This window comes from Dehalococcoides mccartyi (assembly GCF_001889305.1).
Taxonomy (GTDB): domain Bacteria; phylum Chloroflexota; class Dehalococcoidia; order Dehalococcoidales; family Dehalococcoidaceae; genus Dehalococcoides; species Dehalococcoides mccartyi_A.
Genome location: NZ_CP013074.1, coordinates 1461817 through 1475305, shown reverse-complemented (window position 1 = coordinate 1475305; position 13489 = coordinate 1461817). Strand labels below are relative to the sequence as shown.

The following is a 13489-nucleotide window of genomic DNA, read 5'->3' as shown; positions in this document are numbered from 1 at the left end:
TATTGCGCAAAAGGAGGAAAAGCTAGCTTTTCCTCCTTTTTTATTTTCATGGCTTTAATTTTACGTAAGATAGGTACTTATCAGATACTCTAATTCCCCGTCCGGATTATTACGTTCAAGTGCCCTGCCCTATCAAAGACAAGCCACATTATTAACTTTGGTGGAGACGGGGGATCATCGAACTCCTTGTTATTTTATCCCTATATGAATTCAGGGTGATTTTCTGACAACCATTTTAGCACCACACTATGAATCTCTCGTGCCAAATCAATCATTTCCTTAGTATCTTGTTCTGTAATCATCCCTGTCATTTCATATCCACTGATATTACGTTTCTGCCGGAATTTATCAAATTTTCTTATCATGCTTGTATCTAATGGTAAAATGAAAGCTAAGGCTTGAATTGTCCAATAATGGCTTCCTTCACCCGTGATCCTGTAACCGCTGCTGACCAAAGCAATTCTGGCTATCGTGAGAGCAGCATTATACGCCGTAGAAAATTTTCTGTCTGTACTCAAGATCTCTATTTGGGCATCGGTTATGTCACGGTCAAAGACGGCTAAAAGCTGCTTTATCTCCTGTTTGCTTGATTTATGTTCTTTTATTCGTCCGTCATTTAGTAAGTTCTTCAAGTCCATGTGCGTCGCCTATAATAAAAATTTTTTCACCCTCTAATACATTATTGATGAAATAATTATCCTTTCCGATTTTTTGCCGAAATTCAGAGGTTGGATATACTACTGAGTTAATTTCCCGGTTGAGCTGTTTTTCTGCATCTGAAAGTAAGGCAACCGTATCTTCGAATGATATATCACCAATTACCATAATGTCTATATCACTGGTTTTATCCTCATTTCCACTGGCAATAGAGCCAAATATAAACGCAACCTTAATTAGGCTAGCAGATGGCAATAACGCACTGTGCAAGATATCTGTTATACCAAAAGTCTTGGTTATAAGACTTTTCAACTCTTTAAATACCGGGTTCATCGGATTAGCCTGATAGTATACCTGCTGATTATGTACTCTGCGCCGAATAATGCTGGAATCGGTAAGTTGTTTCAGTTCCCTCTGAACCGGTCCGACCCCAATACCTGTAATGCGAGCAATCTGTCGCAGATAATACTCTTCATCTGCATGTCCGTAGAGCAGTGATAAAATGCCTCGCCTTGCTTTGCCGAAAAGGGTAGTTCCTATGATATCTTTATTTCTTAGTGTACTCATACTGGTTACAATTGTAACTTATAAGGTTACAAGATTCAAGCATTGTATCAATGAAATCCTCAGGATTTGGGATTGCCCAGTAGGATGAAGTTTTGCTGAAGCTGTCAAGACACGGTTTTGTCACTATATCCGATATTGTATTCGTCACTTATTGTTGCCCTTAGCTTTAATATTAGGCATATTTTATTGGAGTGCCGACTGGTATAGAAAAATGGGTATTCCCACCAGCAGCAATATTTACTTATCAGGTGGTCTTATAATTGACGGTAAAAATGCGTTAGAATTGATTATGCTAGATCCAGAAATCCAAAGAATAATGGATTACGAAAATAAATGGCTAGTTGGGTGCGAACAATTTTTTAAAATTGATGTACCTAATAGGTCTTATATCCTGGCCGGGCTGAGAAATCTGTTGGAAGCGTGGTTTGAGGATGGTGTTCACTACACTTCGGATAGTGTTTATTCCTTTGTAGCCCCCACACCTCTATATGACAATATTCTAGAGGATTTGGAGAACGCTCTTGAGATTGCATGCGGCCAGATTCGGTGCAACATACTTAGATATAAAAATATACCCGAGTACCACTGGCCTGAATTTTTACTCATCTCACCTGCTATTCCTGCAGGCCAATTTGGCAATCAATCAGAAATTAAGGCTGGATTTACCGACCCTGTGAATGGACCATCTTTTAAGCTCGTATTTGAAACAGAGGGAAAGCCTGCCAAAGATAGAGCTGAGATTATTCTTGATAACTGGTATACATTGTGTTCAAGACAATTATTCGGGTTTATCAGCGAACATTTTGCTAAGGCATATGAAACCTTTAGTAATTGGAAGATTGTTGAAATTCAGATTAGCTGTCAACAACAACTGGAAAACCTTGGAATTGAACTTCCCAAGCGACTTGAATATTATGCTAAGAGATTCTGTGGATTTGAGTACACAGAAATATCAGAAATGTTGCAAACAATAGGCATTAGAAAAACTCCCGAGGCAGTCAAAAAGAGCTACCAGAGAATAAAAAACAAGTATGAAAAATAATTTGTAAGGGTGTCCCTTGTCAATACCCTGAAGCAGTATAATTTAATTAGAAAGTTAATAAAGAGATAGGCGAAGGCCCAGATGAATAATCTGGGCCTTACTATTTGGTCAGAAAAACGATCAGAGAGTGCTAATTAAATTATTGTATAAAAATTCGCTCGGGCTGACATCGTCGAATGGTTGAGATAAGGAATTATTCGTAGATGAAAACAGGGTCAATACAGAATAACTTAAATGAACTCTTAGGCCGACTACCTGATGCCAAGAAAGTTGGAGAAAGACGCTGGGTTGCATCATGCCCGGTGGAGGGCCATTCTACTCCTCAAAATCACCTGTCTATTACAGATGTCGGAGATAAAGTCCTATTAGCATGCTTTTCGAATCGAAATCATAGCTATCAGCAGATCTGTCAGGCACTTGGGCTTAGACCTGAATCCCAACCAATCAATCCTAAACGTCGTATAGATGCTCTATACGATTACAGAGATAAGGACGGCAAACTCCTCTATCAGGTAGTTCGTTATAAGCCCAAGTCTTTCACTCAAAGAAGACCGGAAGGTAAGGGGGACTGGATTTATAACCTCAAAGGCATTACCCCGGTTCTCTATCGATTGCCCGAACTCTCAGCTACCCCTCAGGGCCAAGTTGTTTTTATAGCTGAAGGAGAAAAGGGAGTTAATTCTCTGGTTGAGCAGGGTTTAACTGCCACCTGCTCTCCTATGGGGGCAGGAAAGTGGAGAGAGGAATATAACTCAGCCTTTACTAACCGGGATGTGATCATCCTGCCGGATAATGATGAACCGGGCAAGCGTCACGCCGAGCAGGTATTCACTTCCCTATCCAAGATTGCCAAGACAGTCCAGATAGTCCAGCTGACGGGTTTGAAAGAAAAAGAAGACATTCATGACTGGTTTAATCAAGGACATAGTAGCCAAGACCTCCTAAAATTGATTGAAGTAAAACCTTCCCTATCCCGATCTGAGGCAATAAACCTTCCAGCTTTGCTTGATGACATCGCTAGCTTTATTAGATCTTATGTTGCCCTGTCTGACTATCAGCTTCAGGCTATTTCTCTATGGGTTATCCACACCTATACTTTAGAAAATGCCCTCACTACCCCCTACTTGAATATTTACTCTGCCGAGAAAAGAAGTGGCAAGACTAGGCTTCTTGAGGTATTGGAAGTACTGGTTGCCCGTCCATGGTTTACCGGCAGGGTAACCTCAGCCGTACTTGCCCGCAAGGTAGATGCCGAATGCCCTACCCTCCTTCTGGATGAATCCGATGCTGCCTTCAAAGGTGAGAAGGAATATTCCGAAACCCTGAGGGGCATATTAAATACGGGATACCGAAGGGGTGGCAAATCTTCGGTTTGCGTGGGTAAAGGAGCAGACATCTCCTATAAAGACCTATCCACCTTCTGCCCCAAAGCAATTGCTGGCATTGGTAAGCTACCGGGCACTCTTGCTGACCGGAGCATCCCTATCCAGCTTAAACGCCGGAATGTTAATGAGACAGTTGCAAAATTCCATCCCCGAAAAATCACAACCGAAATCCAGAGATTGAAAGAGAGATTAGTTCAGTGTACCTCCATTGGTTTAAGTGAGATTGAACTTATCATACCCTCTGAACTTGATGACCGGGCGGCTGACTGCTGGGAACATCTCCTAATCATTGCAGAAACAGCAGGCAATTCATGGCCTGAAAAAGCCCGCATTGCGGCCATTGCTTTAATGACTGGAGAAGTTAGGCAAGACGATTCACTTGGGATTCAACTTCTAACTGATATACGGGAAATAACTAAAGACAAAAGTGAGTGTATATCTTCTGCTGACTTAATCGAGGCTCTCCTCAAGGTAGATGAATCTCCATGGTCAGACCTGAATGGCAGATCTCTTAATGCCAGAAGACTGGCTGCTCTACTTAAAACCTATGGCATTCACAGCCAGACTATAAGAGAGGGCAACCGAACTTTCAAAGGCTACCAAGTCGCTGATTTTCAAGATGCTTTTAACCGCTATCTTTCTAAAAATGGACTTCTATCCGTAACATCCGTAACAGATAGCTTTGAGCCAATCGTAAAATGTGAGCCAAATTCATCCGTAACAAATGGTCCAAAAGAGCAAAATGTTACGGATAATCCTCAGAGCTATGCCAATCGTAATGTTACGGATGTTACGGATAAAACCCTGTTTATCAGAGAAATAGACAAAAATGAGCTGGATGATGAGTCCGAATCGGATACTTCCTGCGAAGTTTTAGACTCATGGAGAAAGACAGCTATTCCGGCTTGGAGACGGGTTTTAAAAGAAAGTATCAGTCAGGGGGATATAAAACGCGAGGAATATGCAAGAAAGATGCTTCAGGAAGTCTTAAAAGACCCGGCCTACCGGGAGGTTCAGTCATGAGCGCCGCTAGTGTAATGGTAAGCACTCCACTCATCCAGAGTGAAGGTCGGGGTCCGATTCCCACGGCGGCGCTCCAATCTATCATGGTTAACCCCATACCCTTTGGGGCAGCCAAGGCAATACTTGAGAAATATCACTATCTTCACTCCATGCCCGGTGGAACCAAGCTTGCCTTTGGAGTCTTTCTAGGTGATAGGCTCTATGGTGCGATTACTTTTGGTTCAGGACCAGCCAACGTCTACCGGATGGTAGAGGGGGCAAACCCCTCAGACTGTCTGACACTCTCAAGGCTTTGGCTTTCAGATGAACTCCCCTCCAATTCAGAATCCCGTGTCTTAGGGATAGCTCTCCGGGCTTTGAAACGCTTTACCCCAATCAGATTTTTAGTCAGCTATGCCGACCCTGCTCAAGGTCATATTGGCACAATCTATCAGGCAACCGGCTGGGTCTATACCGGATTATCTGAAGCCATGCCCATGTTTGATATCGGGGACGGCAAACCTAGGCACTCACGGAGTTTAAGCCACACCTACGGTAGCCATTCAGTCAAACACTTTGAATCCTGTGGGGTAAAGGTAAGGGTAGTACCCCAGAGCCGGAAACACCGCTATTTCTACTTTCTGGATACTGATTTTCAAGGCAAACTCAAGGTACTCCCTCAAGCCTACCCTAAGAAAGAGGCAATATGAAAGTGATTGAAATACCCATCAGCAAGTTATGTGAAGCCCCATGGAATCCAAACCAGATGGACGAAGGGGTAAAACATCTGCTAAAAAACAGTCTTTCCCGTTATGGATTGGTAGAGCCGCTAGTAGTCAGGCCGAGTGGCGAGGATGGATTTGAGGTCCTGTCCGGCAACCAGCGCCTTAAAGTCTTGAGTGAAATGAATAAAGAGAGCGCTCCCTGTGTGATTGTTGAACTGGGTGATATGGAAGCCATGCTTCTCACTCAAGCCATAAATGGAATCAAAGGGCAGGACGATCTGGCGTTGAAAGGGATACTCCTTAAAGAGTTGCTCTCAGCTATGCCTGAAAGTGAAATTTTATCTCTGCTGCCTGAAACCTCAAACAGCCTTCAAACGCTTGCTGCTATAAACAAGGAGAGTTTGGCTGATCACTTAAAAGCTTGGGAACAGGCTCAAACAGCTAAACTCAGCCACTTGCAGCTTCAGTTTACCAGACCCCAACTTGAGACAGTTCAGGAAGCAGTCAGTTTAATTATGCCAGTGGCTAAAAACTCACCTAAAGATAATCCCAATACCCGAAGCACTGCTATATTTCTGCTTTGTAAATTCTATATAGAGAGGAGGCAGCCAGAATGAATGAGATAGCCTGCCCGATTTGCGCAAGCCATTTAAATATCAGGATGGCCAAAGGTAGAACTTCCAATAAACCCTTCATCATGCTCATTTGTCCGAAAGACGGACGGCACTTCCGGGCTTTCATCTCGGACCAGACTTATATCAATAAAGTGCTTGAAGAGAAGGCTAAGGGTATGAGGGAGGGGTAACAGACAAGTGGCGGAATATATGTATGTACAAACATACAGAAAGAGAGGCTAAAGCATGACCAGCATGAAAGAATGTTTTGAAAGCGGAGTAGCCCTGATTGGAATGAAGAACTGCATGACTCTATTCCAGACTGCATATCTTATGTCTCAGGAAGGAAACAAACGGGCAACCGCTAGCGAGGTTGCGGAAAGAGCTGCCAGTCAATTCGGGCTTAAGATAAGCCCCTCCAATATAGGGCAAGCCTTTAGTGCCATGGGTATAGCCACGACTATCTCTCGTGGCAAGACGAAGTATGTGCTTGATTCTACCGAAATTGAACCGATTCTTAGAGTAGGGAAGCAGGAATGCACCGAGATTTCAGACAGGCTTGAGGAATCACTCTCTGAATATCAGGACATTGCCGGAAGGGTTGATGGGTTGATAAACCAGCTTCGCGAAGCCCTCAGACTAGATGGAGAAGAGCGTAAACTCAGGACACAAATCAGGCAGGTGCAGGGCGAGTAATGAAAGTGGCCATCTACCAGAGGAGGCTAAAGTCAGACCAAGGGCAGATTCCTTCTTTTCAAGACTTGTGGGATTTTGCTCTTGGTCAGGGCTGGGAGATTTACAACCAGTATCAGGATAATGTTTCAATTGCTGGTAACTCCCGACGGAACGCTTGGCAAGAACTCTTGGCAGATGCCGCACTTAGCAAGTTTGATTTGGTACTTATTCCACAAATTGATGAAGTCTTCTCTTCGGTTATGGATATGGCTAAAACTCTGGGAAAATTGAAGGTCTTAAGAATTGGACTCCGGTCTTATTCTGAACCATGGTTTGATACAACCTCTATTTCGGGTGAAGCCCTCTACCGGCTCACCCTGTCCTATGCAGCACTTGAAAAGGACCGCCATCATCGAAAGCTTAAGTCTGGTTTGGCCCATGCCCGTAAAATGGGCTGCCAGATAGGGCGGCCAAGGGTAACCCAAAGGCAGGGCTTCAATCAGGCTTATGGAGACATTTTAGAGCGTCTCAGAGCTGGCCAGATCTCAAGACGGCAGGCTGCCAAGGTTCTTGGAATTGGTTATGCCACCTTAAAGAGACTCCTTGATTCTAATTATCAGGGTTTCAGGGATTTTTGAGATGTTAGAGCCTCTACCTGGTCAGGCGAAAAACTCGTTGACGGGTATACCCTGTATCTATACACTGTCCGCCAATTCTGACAAAAGTGAGGTGGACCAGTTAATGATAAAAGAATTTCTAAATGCCTTAGCCGAAGTGGCCTTATCAGTTGCATCCCGAAGGGATTATCAAAATGACTGAGTGCAAGAGAGCAGTTGCCTATGTTAGGGTATCTTCGGTTTCTCAGGTAGAAGGTTACTCATTAGATGCTCAGGAAAGACTCTTTACTGAACTCTGTAAAAACCGGGGATGGCAGTCAGTTGGGATATACCGGGAAGAAGGCAAATCTGCCCATGTGGACAGCATTCACAAGCGCCCGGTTTTCAGAAAGCTTTTAGAAGATGCGGCTAAAGATGAGTTTGATGTTGTGGTCGTCCATACCCTTGACCGCTGGTCAAGGAATCTTACAGTTACCCTTGAATCATTAAAGCTTCTGGGTAAACATGGAATAGGGCTGGTTTCTATAGTAGAAAATCTGGATTACTCCAAGCCGGATGGCATACTTTTCACTCAGATGCTGGGAGCTTTTGCCCAGTACTTCAGCGAAGCTTTGAGTACCCATGTCAGGAAAGGACTTGACCAGAGAGCGTATGAAGGCAAACACAACGGCTGTATCCCCTTTGGTTATGAATCCTGTTGGGAGACAAATGAAAAGGGAGAAAAGAAACAACGCTGTAAGCCGGAACACCAAAGTGGTACCCATATCCATCCCAAAGAAGGGCAAGCTGCAGAAGGGTTATTTAGGCGTTATTCCGCCGGTACAACTACCCTATCGCAACTGGCCGCTTGGTTAAATGAACAGGGCTTCCGTACTAGGAATACCAAGAACCTGCCCGATGCCAATGGCAATCTGGTTTCAGGACCAAGACTCTTCACCAGTTCCTCAGTCAGAAGTATCCTGCATAACCCTTTCTATACCGGGCAGATAAACCACCGGGGAAAACTGATGCCCGGTGCTCATGAGGCCTTAATCAGTCAGGAACTCTTTGACTTGGTCCAGCTAACCTTGAGGAAAAACTCCGGCCGCTCTGAAACCCTCAAAACATTACCTGACAGGGAATATTTGCTTAAAGGGTTGGTAAGATGTTCACATTGCGGAATGCCCATGTGGGCCCAGACCTATAAGAGTGGCAAGAGCTATTACAGAGAGCATAAAGCCTCAAGAAGCATCAAAGAATGTCCGGGACATGGCGGTACAATAGCCTGCCAAGTTATAGATAAACAGGTAAGGGAACTGGTTTCGGCCATAGAGCTAGGACCAAGATGGCTTGAGGAAGTATTATCTATAATAAGTCTCAAGGATGAAGTAGATAGGGTCAAGAAAGAAAGAGATCTGACTATAACCAAACTCCATCGTATGGCTAGGGTATTTATGGATGGCCTTATACCGGAAGAAGAATACTCAAGGCAGAAGAAACTCTTGGAACTCAGTCTGGAATCACTGGTTGTACCTGACTATGACGTGGCTCAAGAAGCCGGGAATCTTATTCTTAACCTGTCATCGCTCTGGTCCAAGGCCAACTTGTCAGAGCAGAGAAAGCTTTTACTTACCATGCTGGACGGGGTCTATGTGGATGTGAAAGAGCATCGCTCGGTAATAGCAGTTAAAGCCAAGCCACCCTTCAGGCCTATCTTTCAGGTGGCAGTTTCAAAGAAAGAATCTAAGATTCATATTTTAAACGAGCCATTAAGTCATGAACCTAGCGGCTCGTCCGTGTTTCTGGTGGAGACGGGGGAGGGTTGGCTGTGGCCTGAACGGCGGCTGGAGTTTGCTCTTTAGTTAGATTAACAGTATTGTTATTTTGTTTTGTTCTTAATTAAGTATAGAATGCTAAAAGTGATTGTATATTTATTTTAGTAATTAGGTACATTAAATTTAGACTAATTTTAATTTAGAACCGGCAGTGGCTAATTGTGTCCGATTGGTAGAATTAAATTTGTGCATTAGCCTGGATACTGTTTTTTTCACCATATCTATAGAAATATCCAATTCAGCACTGATAGCTTTATTTGTTTTTCCTGCAGATACTAAAGTGAGTATTTGCAGTTCGCGTGGATCGAGCAAGGCGTTAGTGACGGAAACTTCGGAAACGGTTATCTGGTTTTCGTCGGAATTCAGATTTCGTATGGCCTGAAATATTTGATCGCCGTGCCATACGGTTGCGCCCAGCGCTACCATTCTTATGGCAGTAAAGATGTATTCTTTTTGACACCCTTTTGGTATAAATCCCCGGATTTTATGACGCAGAGATTCAGTAATATACAGATTGCTATCGTAGCCGGAAATAAGGATTATTTTCAACGCAGGCAAACGGGCTTTTACCTGAGATGCTATTTGAAAGCCGTCAGAACCTTCTATACGTATATCCAGCAACAGAATATCCGCTTTAGACTGGCATATTTTCTCAACAACAGCCTCGCTACCATCGGATTCTCCCACAACGATAAAATCAGGCACAGTCTCCAACATGGTTTTTAACCCGTGCCTGACAACCTCGTGGTCGTCAACAACAAATATCCGTATCTCAGGGTTTTGGTAGTTCATCACAATATTCTTCCGGTATATTGGCTATTACTTTTAGAGTTGTCCCCTTGGTGCTGCTTTTAATAACCAAATCTCCTCCGATGATACTTATTCTCTGGCGCATTATATTTATTCCACTGGGCCGCTTGGTGTCAGGCAAGTTGGTATTCAAGCCTATCCCGTTATCAGTTATGCTCAGGTGTATCTGGTTATTTTGGGTATCAAGCTTGAGCCTGATTTTGGTGGCTTTAGAGTGTTTTTTTATGTTATTCAAAGCTTCATGTATGACTCGATACAGGGTTGATGATAAGTATTGCGGAATTATAAGTTTACCCGGAGCAGAAAGGTCAACTTCACAGGGCATTTCCTGTTCCAGTTTGTACAATTCATCTTTTATCATTGGGATTAAACCGTATCTCTCCAGTGCGCTTGGGTAAAGCTCTTTGGTGAGAAATCTTGTTTCCTGTATGGTTTTAGATAACTGTTCTGAAATATTTTTGAGAGCATTCTTTGTATCTGTATCCTTTGGGTAAAACGAGTCAAGATTATGCAGAATAGAGGTCATATTTTGGATTACTCTATCGTGGAGTTCCATAGAAATCCACTCACGCTCCTGCTCCTGGGCATTGACATAAGCGGCTGCCCTTTCCGCAGTACCAATTTGATTGTTATCATCAGAGATATTCTTATGGGTTGCCATAACATATTTTTTACCGTCAATTTTGATTAAACGGCTTAAACACTCGGAAATTATGATAGAGCCATCTTTGCATACATGAACAATTGTTCCGATATTAAAACCTTTTCGCTCGAGTATTCGTATGCGTTTACTCCAGTTCTTCTCGAGTGAGATAACAGAATCCGGAGTGTGAAGAATATGAAGGGATGTTCCGATAAGTTCTTCGGGTTCGTATCCCCTTGCTTGGGCAGCTTTTTTATTTATATAAACAATTTCCACTGCATCCGGGTCCAGAACTATAACATCATCCTGGGCGTTATCAAGCAGTACCATGTCAACCAGGTTTTGCAAGCTATTCTTTTTCAAGGAAATATCTTTTACCATTTAAGATTATCCTCGCATAACAAGATCAGTACATGTTTACCATTACAATAATCATATACCACTGTAGCTATTTTGGATATCTGTCATTTTTAACTCAATAGTCTTATACCAGCATATAAACTTCATCCCGCAAATACAATTGTTCCTAGGGTGCACTTTCAGGAAGCACTTTAGTGACATCGGGCGGCACTTAATGCTGATGTTGATTACGTAATTTGCACGATTACGGTCTGCTTTATTCTCTTTAGAATTAGTATGTTTTTTAAGTAGGTGATGAGGAGGATATGGTTTTTGAGCGCTCAGCGAAGACTGGGCAACACTAGGAAAGACTGTAATCAAACTAAAAGGAGAAATGGAATATGTCCAATTTTCATTCAACACTTTCCCGAAGAGATTTTATGAAGGCTTTGGGTCTGGCTGGTGCCGGTGTCGGAGCAGTGTCTGCTGCCGCCCCGGTTTTTCATGATGTGGATGAGCTGACTGCTTCTTCCGGCGGAGTACAGAAGCTGCCGTGGTGGGTTAAAGAGAGGGAGTTCAAAGATCCTTCAGTGCCCATTGACTGGCAGAATCTGCCCAAACTGGAGGGTGTTTTCCCCATGCAGGCCAAGCCTACACTGACGGCTCAGGAGAGATATGCCATGGGTATCCCCGGCGGCAGTTCTGGTACCTGGGCCAGCCCTGAACAGGCGCAAGTACTTTTTGATTACATGAAGAAGGAATTTCCGGGCTGGGAACCCGGCTATGCCGGTCTGGGAGACAACCGGACAACCGCCCTCTTTATGGCCACCAAATTTATGCGGATGGGCATGTGGCCCGGCGAAATAAATATGGGTGGTAAAAGGGTTAATGTTGCTAAGGCTATTTCAGCGGCCGGAGGTACGGCTGCCTTCACATCATTCCTGGGTCTCCGCTCAAGTGAAACACTCCGCCCGCAGGATTTTGGTGTACCGCGCTGGGAAGGCACACCCGAAGAGAACCTGCTTACTCTGCGTCAGGTAGTCCGTTTCCTTGGCGGCTGTGATGTAGGTGCTCAGGAAATGGATTCGGATGTTTTCAAGCTTTTCCATGAGAAAAGCGGCGGGAAACAGCTGGTAATAGAAAACGTAGACGAAGCGGCTGAAACACCCACCAAACTGGTCATTCCTGCCAAAGCCAAATACATACTCCAGTGGACTGCCCGCCAGCCTTACGAGTCCACCAGACGCCAGGCCGGTGAATATGAGGATGCCGCTGTATATTGGTCTTATCAGAGGTTCCCCTTTGTCGGGGCTATCATTCAGGAGTTTATCCATGCTTTGGGGTATACTGCGGTTTCTACCCATATGTCTGGTTACCACTCCAGTGCTATAGCGACCTTAACCGGTATGGGCGAACACTGCCGTATGTCATCACCCATCTTGGTTCCCAAATACGGAACTACCAACCGGGCTATGTGGGTAATAATGACCGATATGCCCCTTATGTCCACTAAACCCATAGACTTCGGCGTGTATGACTTCTGCAAGACCTGCGGTATCTGCGCAGATAGTTGTCCGTTCGGTCTTATTGAGAAAGGTGACCCGTCCTGGGAAGCTACCCAGCCCGGTTCACGCCCCGGTTTCAACGGGTGGCGTACCAATACCACCATCTGTCCGCATTGTCCGGTCTGTCAAAGCAGTTGCCCCTTTAATACCAATGGTGACGGTTCATTTATACATGATTTGGTACGTAATACCGTTTCCGTTACTCCTGTTTTCAACAGTTTCTTTGCCAATATGGAGAAAACCATGGGTTACGGACGCAAGGACCCGCGTGATTGGTGGAATATAGATGATTATACCTACGGTATAAATACATCCTACTAAGGCATAATGAATAAAGGAGTAATGTAATGTTTTGGATTGGATTGCTTGCAGGTGCAGTTATAGCTCTTGTGGCTAATCGGCTGGTGCAAAAGGGGGTGTTCACAAAGTGGTATGAATGGTTGTTGGGCGGCTTGGGTGTATTAGCCTTATTTGCTACCGGTCAGCATTATTTCAGCTCTCTGCGTGAAAATGAACCCCAGTCAGCCTGGATGGGGGCGCTTATTTTTGGTATTATCGCCCTTATACTGCTGGGTGTAGCCTGGCAGTTGTCCGTCAGGAAAACCAAACAGTCTTAATTTAAGGAATATTAACAGATTATTTAGGGGGAGAAACTGGTTTCTCCCCCTTTGTTATTTATGGGCTAGTATTTAGCCAAGTTCATTTTAAAGTATCAGTCCCATTCCATCTTCCTCCGGTGTCTTTGTCAGCATGGATGGGGTCACTGATATTCGGGGTTATTGGTCTCGTACTGCTATTGGTTGTCTGGTAACTGGTGGCTAGAAGGGCTAAATAGATTTAGTTTTTAGCAAGACTAGCCGCTATTCACCGCCGCAATAATCATGTGGTTTTATGACTTTTGGGCATTTCCGGTTGAAAAATTGGGAGTTTACTAATATGTAAACTGGTTTATCAGGTTATGCTGTGCCTTGGGCACTGTTGGGGAGCACATATGTGACATCCCTTGGCACTTAATGATGATAACGAATACGTAT

14 protein-coding genes and 1 tRNA gene are annotated in these 13489 nt (G+C 44.0%); 11 read left to right on the top strand and 4 right to left on the bottom strand.

Features of this window, described 5'->3' with window-relative positions:
- Positions 1-200: 200 nt before the first annotated feature.
- Together ASJ33_RS08090 and ASJ33_RS08085 are read right to left on the bottom strand one after the other, a co-directional pair.
- Entirely contained in the window at positions 201-638 is a 438-nt protein-coding gene (locus tag ASJ33_RS08090; RefSeq protein WP_041331496.1) for a hypothetical protein, read from the bottom strand.
- Positions 613-1224 (bottom strand): nucleotidyltransferase domain-containing protein, encoded by a 612-nt coding sequence (locus ASJ33_RS08085; RefSeq protein ID WP_041331495.1) that lies wholly within the window; start codon positions 1222-1224, stop codon positions 613-615. The genes ASJ33_RS08090 and ASJ33_RS08085 overlap by 26 nt, the downstream gene beginning before the upstream one ends.
- Before the next feature lie 211 nt (positions 1225-1435).
- On the opposite strand from ASJ33_RS08085, the gene ASJ33_RS08080 reads away from it, so the two are divergent.
- The 9 genes from ASJ33_RS08080 to ASJ33_RS08040 all read left to right on the top strand — a co-directional run bounded on the left by ASJ33_RS08080 (position 1436) and on the right by ASJ33_RS08040 (position 9125).
- Complete coding sequence (locus tag ASJ33_RS08080; protein ID WP_041331493.1) at positions 1436-2266, top strand: hypothetical protein; 831 nt, start codon at positions 1436-1438, stop codon at positions 2264-2266.
- Between the two features lie 203 nt (positions 2267-2469).
- Positions 2470-4674, top strand: coding sequence for a DUF3631 domain-containing protein (locus ASJ33_RS08075; RefSeq protein ID WP_041331488.1), 2205 nt, complete (start codon positions 2470-2472; stop codon positions 4672-4674).
- Positions 4675-4750, top strand: a tRNA-Gly gene (locus ASJ33_RS08450).
- Between the two features lie 7 nt (positions 4751-4757).
- Positions 4758-5363: a DUF4338 domain-containing protein gene (locus ASJ33_RS08070; RefSeq protein WP_233417635.1), complete on the top strand. Its 606-nt coding sequence runs from the start codon at positions 4758-4760 to the stop codon at positions 5361-5363.
- Positions 5360-5995, top strand: coding sequence for a ParB/RepB/Spo0J family partition protein (locus ASJ33_RS08065; RefSeq protein WP_011309849.1), 636 nt, complete (start codon positions 5360-5362; stop codon positions 5993-5995). Before ASJ33_RS08070 ends, ASJ33_RS08065 begins: the two co-directional genes overlap by 4 nt.
- Complete coding sequence (locus ASJ33_RS08060; protein WP_012984518.1) at positions 5992-6183, top strand: hypothetical protein; 192 nt, start codon at positions 5992-5994, stop codon at positions 6181-6183. Before ASJ33_RS08065 ends, ASJ33_RS08060 begins: the two co-directional genes overlap by 4 nt.
- 55 nt (positions 6184-6238) lie before the next feature.
- Positions 6239-6688, top strand: a complete 450-nt coding sequence (locus ASJ33_RS08055) for a hypothetical protein (RefSeq protein WP_034376099.1) — start codon at positions 6239-6241, stop codon at positions 6686-6688.
- A complete protein-coding gene (locus ASJ33_RS08050; protein WP_041331474.1) occupies positions 6688-7305 on the top strand; it encodes a recombinase family protein in 618 nt (205 codons plus the stop codon). Before ASJ33_RS08055 ends, ASJ33_RS08050 begins: the two co-directional genes overlap by 1 nt.
- Before the next feature lie 173 nt (positions 7306-7478).
- Entirely contained in the window at positions 7479-9125 is a 1647-nt protein-coding gene (locus ASJ33_RS08040) for a recombinase family protein (RefSeq protein ID WP_072555825.1), read from the top strand.
- 96 nt (positions 9126-9221) lie between these two features.
- On the opposite strand, the gene ASJ33_RS08035 is transcribed toward ASJ33_RS08040, so the two are convergent.
- Together ASJ33_RS08035 and ASJ33_RS08030 are read right to left on the bottom strand one after the other, a co-directional pair.
- Complete coding sequence (locus tag ASJ33_RS08035) at positions 9222-9890, bottom strand: response regulator (protein WP_041331519.1); 669 nt, start codon at positions 9888-9890, stop codon at positions 9222-9224.
- Positions 9871-10932 carry a PAS domain S-box protein gene (locus ASJ33_RS08030; RefSeq protein WP_052465212.1) on the bottom strand — a complete coding sequence of 354 codons (1062 nt, stop codon included), beginning with the start codon at positions 10930-10932 and terminating at the stop codon, positions 9871-9873. Before ASJ33_RS08030 ends, ASJ33_RS08035 begins: the two co-directional genes overlap by 20 nt.
- Before the next feature lie 359 nt (positions 10933-11291).
- Between ASJ33_RS08030 and ASJ33_RS08025 the strand changes: the two genes are divergently transcribed.
- Together ASJ33_RS08025 and ASJ33_RS08020 are read left to right on the top strand one after the other, a co-directional pair.
- Positions 11292-12776 carry a reductive dehalogenase gene (locus ASJ33_RS08025; RefSeq protein ID WP_041331518.1) on the top strand — a complete coding sequence of 495 codons (1485 nt, stop codon included), beginning with the start codon at positions 11292-11294 and terminating at the stop codon, positions 12774-12776.
- Between the two features lie 26 nt (positions 12777-12802).
- The gene (locus ASJ33_RS08020) at positions 12803-13072 is read left to right on the top strand and encodes a hypothetical protein (protein WP_041331516.1); all 270 of its coding nucleotides are present in this window, start codon (positions 12803-12805) and stop codon (positions 13070-13072) included.
- Positions 13073-13489 lie beyond the last annotated feature (417 nt).

Bases quoted from the DNA above. Each gene is read 5' to 3' on its own strand.
- ASJ33_RS08050 (WP_041331474.1), top strand. From the start codon at position 6,688: ATGAAAGTGGCCATCTACCAGAGGAGGCTAAAGTCAGACCAAGGGCAG.
- ASJ33_RS08020 (WP_041331516.1), top strand. From the start codon at position 12,803: ATGTTTTGGATTGGATTGCTTGCAGGTGCAGTTATAGCTCTTGTGGCT.
- ASJ33_RS08085 (WP_041331495.1), bottom strand. From the start codon at position 1,224: ATGAGTACACTAAGAAATAAAGATATCATAGGAACTACCCTTTTCGGC.
- ASJ33_RS08030 (WP_052465212.1), bottom strand. From the start codon at position 10,932: ATGGTAAAAGATATTTCCTTGAAAAAGAATAGCTTGCAAAACCTGGTT.
- ASJ33_RS08075 (WP_041331488.1), top strand. From the start codon at position 2,470: ATGAAAACAGGGTCAATACAGAATAACTTAAATGAACTCTTAGGCCGA.
- ASJ33_RS08055 (WP_034376099.1), top strand. From the start codon at position 6,239: ATGACCAGCATGAAAGAATGTTTTGAAAGCGGAGTAGCCCTGATTGGA.
- ASJ33_RS08080 (WP_041331493.1), top strand. From the start codon at position 1,436: ATGGGTATTCCCACCAGCAGCAATATTTACTTATCAGGTGGTCTTATA.
- ASJ33_RS08060 (WP_012984518.1), top strand. From the start codon at position 5,992: ATGAATGAGATAGCCTGCCCGATTTGCGCAAGCCATTTAAATATCAGG.
- ASJ33_RS08025 (WP_041331518.1), top strand. From the start codon at position 11,292: ATGTCCAATTTTCATTCAACACTTTCCCGAAGAGATTTTATGAAGGCT.
- ASJ33_RS08065 (WP_011309849.1), top strand. From the start codon at position 5,360: ATGAAAGTGATTGAAATACCCATCAGCAAGTTATGTGAAGCCCCATGG.
- ASJ33_RS08070 (WP_233417635.1), top strand. From the start codon at position 4,758: ATGGTTAACCCCATACCCTTTGGGGCAGCCAAGGCAATACTTGAGAAA.
- ASJ33_RS08035 (WP_041331519.1), bottom strand. From the start codon at position 9,890: ATGAACTACCAAAACCCTGAGATACGGATATTTGTTGTTGACGACCAC.
- ASJ33_RS08090 (WP_041331496.1), bottom strand. From the start codon at position 638: ATGGACTTGAAGAACTTACTAAATGACGGACGAATAAAAGAACATAAA.
- ASJ33_RS08040 (WP_072555825.1), top strand. From the start codon at position 7,479: ATGACTGAGTGCAAGAGAGCAGTTGCCTATGTTAGGGTATCTTCGGTT.